This window comes from Streptomyces sp. NTD91, assembly GCF_059510455.1.
In genome coordinates this window covers 1-5,364 of sequence record NZ_JCAJZW010000101.1, presented here as the reverse complement: position 1 = coordinate 5,364, position 5,364 = coordinate 1, and the positions used below count along the sequence as shown (strand labels likewise).

Genomic DNA, 5,364 nt, shown 5'->3' with positions numbered 1-5,364 from the left:
GAGTTTGCAGCTCTCCGCGAAGGCGATCAAGCCTGGCAGGTCCGTGTTCCCCAGAGGGTCGCTGAACAGCGGACCGTCTGTGTCGGTGTGGATCCGCCACTGGCAGGCGGCAGCCGGAAGGAGGCGGCGTGCCCAGAGCGGGACGTGGTGGGTCATGCATCCCTGGCGGAGTCGTCGCTCGTCGTGGAGGGTGATGGTGGAGGCGTCCAGGGTGAGGTCGCGGACGTGGGCCGTACTGAGCTGTGTGGTGGAGGCTGCGGTGAAGGCTGCGGTGGCGAGTTCGGCGGCCAGGTGCGGGACGGCGGTTGATGGTTCCCGGCGGATGCTTCGGTCTTGGGGAGGAGGGCTGTGGCGTCGGCAAGGTGACAGTCGATGTCGGCCAGGACTCGCTCGAGGGCACGGACAGGTGAGAGCGATGGCAGACCGGGATGAGGTGGAGTCCTGTGCGCCGGCGCAGGTGCAGCAGGGCGCGCAGGCGGTGAGGAGTCAGGTAGTGAGCGCGCAGCGCGACTGGTACAGCGCGACCGCGTCCGCCTTGGACTGCGGCGGATAGTTCTTCATGACCACGAGATGTCCGTTCTCAGATCCTCAGGATCCATCTCGTGTGTCCAGGATCAAGGGCCAGGGCCCCGACCTGGCGATCCCCAAGGTCCGCACCGGCAGCTTCTTCCCCAGCCTGCTCGAACGCCGCCGCCGGATCGACCGGGCCTGGAGAGCGGCGAAGGCGGTGTGCGCCGCGGTGACGGCTTTGGCGTACGCCGCCCGCTTCTGGTGGACCTGCAGCGTCGTCATGCCCGTGCCCGGCCGCGTCTCCTTCGCCGCCGGGTAGGCGCCAGCCGACTCCGGCGGCCGGGTGGCACGCCGCCACGAAGCACGCGGAGCTGAGGACCCCACCACGGCGGCGGTACCGGGGAGGGGTCCGACGGGATCCCGGCTGATCAGAGGAGAACCAGGGTCGACGGCGGGCTGCTGCATCTGCGGCAGGGGAGCGTCAACCAGTACGAACCATTCTCCGCTGCCTGGCACCCGCTGGGCCGCCGGCGTGTCCGTCCCCGCCCACAGATCCGCCGAGCGGCCCAACTCCGGCCGGCTCGACGGCACGGCTCCCCCGTTGCAGGGCGATGCGGTCTTCATTCGGGTGAACGGCTCCGCGTTACTGGATCTCGGCTGCGGTGGTGCCTATTGACTGGGTGCGTACGCCAGACCTTCCAGGAGGACCACCATGTTCGGCAGGACTGTTCTCGCCGCCACCGCACTTGCCGCTACCGCTCTGACCGTTCCGACAACGCTTCCTGACGCCCACGCCGCAGCACGACGCGTCGTGAAGCTGAGCAACGCCGACAACGGCAGGACCGTCCTCGTCACTCTGGGCGAAAAGGTCGAGCTCAACCTGAAAGCCACCCCAGGTAACGGGGTGAAGTGGGTGTGGGACGTACCCATGACCTCCGCCCCCCATGTATTGCGACGGGTTTCAGGAGGCACCGCTCCCAGTGGCGACGCTCGAGCCACCTTCCGAGCCGAAGAGCTCGGAAGGAGCACCATCACCGCGCCCCGCCGCTGCGTAGCCACAGCTCCTGGACACGTCTGCACCCGCCTCGGTGCTCTCTGGAGGGCCACCGTCGACGTCGTCTGACGGCTCGGCCCTGAGGGGCAGCGGCGTGGGAGAGTCAGCCGTCCAGCGATGTCGGCACGCGTAGCGCGCGAACCGGTCGACGTCCAGGACGTCCTGCCGTGTCCGCCGACTCCTGCAGCTGGGTGTGGGCATCTGGCTGAAAAACCAACGGGCCGCGGCTCGGAGGGCTGCTGAGATCGAGCAGCGGCGTGCCGAGGGGATGCCGGTGGGATCGTCGGCAGGGGCATTGTCGGGGAGCGGCGCGAGCAGCTGGAGGAGATCGACCCTGCCTGGTGCCCGGCCTGGCCGGTGGAATGGCATCGCGCCTTCCACCTCGTCCGGCAGCACCTGGAAGCCGGCGGCGCGCTGCCCATGTCGCCGGGAGACGTCGTGCACCAGGGCGAGGATCTCGGGCGCTGGGTGCGCTCGGTGCGCCTCGGCTGGGACAAGCTCACCAACGTGCAGCAGTGGATGTGCGAGCACATCGTCGGGGTCGAGCCCGCGGCCGAGGACGAGAAACCGAAGCCGCGCCGCACCCAAGCCGACACTGGGCCCTCAACTACGCCGCCGCCCGCCAGTTCTACAAGCGCGAAGGGCACCTACGCGTGCCGAGGAAGCACGTCGAACGGATCGTCGGCGAGGACCAGGAGGAGCGGGAGCTCCGGCTCGGGGCAGGGATCGGGAACCAGCGGAGCTGAGCAGCGACGCTGTCGCCGGAACGCGTCGAACAGCTCTCAGCATCGGCATGCGCTGGACGTAGGGCGGGCGGAGGGACGCTGCCTCAGGCTGTTTGCGGAGCGGGTGCTCATGGCGCTGGAGGATCGAGCCGGGCGATGAGGATGCGCCCGACCCGCTGGAGTTCCTCATCGTGGTCGACACTCTGGAATCTGCCGCAGCGCCGGGGCTGGGCCAGTTGCTCGCGGAGCAGGGACAGGGCCGGTGCCGCTAGGGGGCCCATGCGGTCCAGACAGGCCACGACGTGGTTCGCCGTCGCGGAGTTCTTGGCCATGGCCTGCAGCAGAGCGTCCAGGACAGCCGGCGCCTCTGCCTCGCCACCGATCTCCCAGAGCGCGGCCGCGCAATGCACCCGAACCCATTCATAATCGTGCGCCAGGAGGTTACGCAGGCGCGGCAGGGCCGCGGAGGCGGGCGGGCCTATCTCGCCGAGTAGATCAGCCGCATCACTGATCCGAAAGGTGATGCGGTCGTCGAGGAGGCCGGGCAGGAGCGGTATGACCTCGGCCAGGTCACCGCCGACGGCCCACAGCGCGGCGACGGCGGCAGGCCGTACGTGCGCGTCGGTGGCGGTGGTCAGCGACCTGATCGTGTCCCGTGCGCCGGCCGCTGCCGGGCCGAACGCCGCCAGCGTCTCAAGCGCCGATCGCGTGACGCCGTGCTGCTCATGGCGCACCGCGGCGCCGAGCGTGTCCACGACGACAGCAACCGCAGCTGGGTGGCCCAGCGAGCCCAGGGCGGACAGAATCGCCCTGGCGCTCATCTCGTTCCACTGCTCGGAGAGGTCAATCCGGCCCAAGTAGTTGCAGAGCCGGGGCACCAACTGGTTCGCCGCTTGCGGCAGTTGCCCTGCGACCTGGATCGCACGCCAGGCATCGACGCCGCTGTCCAGCGCGGCCAGCACACTCGGCAGCGCGCGTGCGTCGCCGAGGCGCGCCAAGGCCCGGACGGCCTCCTGGTGGCTTCTGCGCAGCCGCGCCTCCGGTGCGGCCCATACGTTCGGGCCGTGCGCCACGCGTTGGGCGTCGATGCGCGCGGCGAGTGCTTCCCGGGCGGGCCCGGCGGTCGGGTGGCAGCAGTCCAGGACGGCCGCGACCTCGGCCGCGACCTCCAGCTCGGCCGTAGTGAGCTGGTCGGCGACCAGGAGCAGGAGCCGGGTGTGGTCCCCACGCCAGGCTCGCATCAGCTCCCCGCTCATACGCACCGCGTCCAGACGCGAACCGGGGTCGGGACTGCTCAGTTGCTCGGCCAGCACCGCGACACGTTCGGCCACCCGGGCCCCTAGGGCTTCGTGGAACGCACGCAGCAGGTCCGTGGTCGGTGCGTATACGCGCGTGTGCCGGTCAAGATCCTCGAAAGCGGCGACGATCTGGGGCGCAACGCCGTCCGCGGGTGGTGCCAGGCGGCTCGGGGCCGGTGCGATCTGCCGCACGGGTGTGGCTCGGGCGGTCTCGTGCAGTAGGCCGACGGCAGCCTGTACGACGTCCTCGCCGATCTCGTCCGGGGCGCAGCGGGCCCGCTGGACCAGGGCCGCGAGCCGGGTCGTCGGGCCCAGGGCCGGCTCGGCGGCAAGCCCGGCGAGCCAGTCCATCATCTGTTGCGAGGCCGCCGGCAGGCGCAGTGCCAGGGTGGCCGCCGCCTGAACGATCTGCAGCCGCGCCGCGATGCCGCGCTCGGCGGCCAGCCGCTCGCGCAGCACCGCGGCGGCCCGGTCGGCATCGTCGAGGAAGAGCCCGAGCCCGGGGATCGCGGCCAGCCGCACGTCCGAGTCGGGGTCACGGGCGAGTTCGGCGAACTGCGCGTCCCGCTCCCGCAGGAAGGCGACGGCCTGCGCGCAGCCCATCGGGGGGTAGTACTCGATCTCGGTACCGTCGTCCTCGAAGCCGCGGTCGAGGGACTCCCGGCCGATGCTGACCAGCAACGCGATAACGGCTGCCCGGTCGGGCGTCGTGCTGTCGGCGGCCAGCTCGAACAGGAAGGGCAGGCTGGCTGCCGTGGGCGGGTACACGCTGCCCTGATGGTGAACCGCGCCCCAGAAGCGGTCGAGGACCTTGCGGCGTTCCTCCGCCTCCGGGGAACGCAGCGCCCACAGCAGCGCCGGCATCTCCGCAGCCGAGCCGTACGCGTGCTCCATCGACGCCCAGTCGATGTCATGAAGTCCCTCGAACATGATCAGAACCATGCCAGGCGGCACTGACAACAGGGCCATCGCGGAGACAGGGTCGTACGGCACTATCGACCGGGGGCCGAAACCAGCCAGACCACGCGGGCCCGTTTCGAAGGACGGTGCCGCGGCCGGCTCAGGGGACCGACCGCACCACCGCCATGTTGCGGCCGGCGGGCCGCCGATCCCTCCCCAATGGCGGAACAGCCGGCCGGCGTCAGCAGGGGGCTGGAAGTGGCGGCCGTACGGAAGGGCCGGGCAAGGGGTGTCCTGCCCTGCCCATGCTGAGGGGCAGGGTCAGCGGCTGGTGCCGGGCTGCACCTTGCGCAGGGCCCGGATCCTTTGCTGAGCGGTGCGGACCGCGTGGTGGAGCTGGGTGCGGGCGTACTTCTGCTCCATGGCCTTGGCCATGGCCTGTGTCAGTGCCGCTCGCGAGCTGGACGTGGGCAGCGAGGCCTCCTTCTTCTCCGGGATGACCGTCTTGATCTGGCGCTTGCGTAGGTAGGCGCGGTTGGCGCGCGACGAGTACGCTTTGCCCCCGGCGACCCCGTCCGGCCGGGTGCGAGGATGCCCGACAGGGTCGCGGACCTGGACCTTCTTGAGCACGGGGATGAACTGCGGGCTGTCGGCGGCCTGCCCGGCGGTCAGGATGAGCGCGAGCGGGCGGCGCTTGCGGTCGGCGGCGAGGTGGACCTTGCTGGTCTGCCCGCCCCGCGAGCGGCCGAGCAGGGCGGCCTTCATTCGGGAACACCGGGCGACGCCGGGCACCTGACAGTGCGAGGGTACAGTCCCTGGATCGCGCCCGTGCGTGACCAGCGCCGGGGATCGCAAACAAGCGCTGAAGCCCTGACTT

Annotated in this window: 2 protein-coding genes and 2 pseudogenes; 2 read left to right on the top strand and 2 right to left on the bottom strand. The window is 70.7% G+C overall.

The features are described from left to right. Positions 1 to 631 precede the first annotated feature (631 nt). Both AC5WRT_RS38650 and AC5WRT_RS38645 read left to right on the top strand, forming a co-directional pair. Positions 632 to 718, top strand: a pseudogene (locus tag AC5WRT_RS38650) (transposase); the annotation flags it as partial. A gap of 1,208 nt (positions 719 to 1,926) precedes the next feature. Beyond that, entirely contained in the window at positions 1,927 to 2,310 is a 384-nt protein-coding gene (locus AC5WRT_RS38645) for a helicase associated domain-containing protein (RefSeq protein ID WP_496098878.1), read from the top strand. A gap of 107 nt (positions 2,311 to 2,417) precedes the next feature. On the opposite strand, the gene AC5WRT_RS38640 is transcribed toward AC5WRT_RS38645, so the two are convergent. After that, complete coding sequence (locus AC5WRT_RS38640) at positions 2,418 to 4,517, bottom strand: HEAT repeat domain-containing protein (protein ID WP_496098877.1); 2,100 nt, start codon at positions 4,515 to 4,517, stop codon at positions 2,418 to 2,420. Between the two features lie 291 nt (positions 4,518 to 4,808). Continuing rightward, a pseudogene (locus AC5WRT_RS38635) lies at positions 4,809 to 5,255 on the bottom strand (transposase); the annotation flags it as partial. Positions 5,256 to 5,364 lie beyond the last annotated feature (109 nt).

What these genes read in the sequence shown, in the direction of transcription:
- AC5WRT_RS38645 (WP_496098878.1), top strand. Translation starts at nt 1,927, where the DNA reads ATGGCATCGCGCCTTCCACCTCGTCCGGCAGCACCTGGAAGCCGGCGG.
- AC5WRT_RS38640 (WP_496098877.1), bottom strand. Translation starts at nt 4,517, where the DNA reads ATGTTCGAGGGACTTCATGACATCGACTGGGCGTCGATGGAGCACGCG.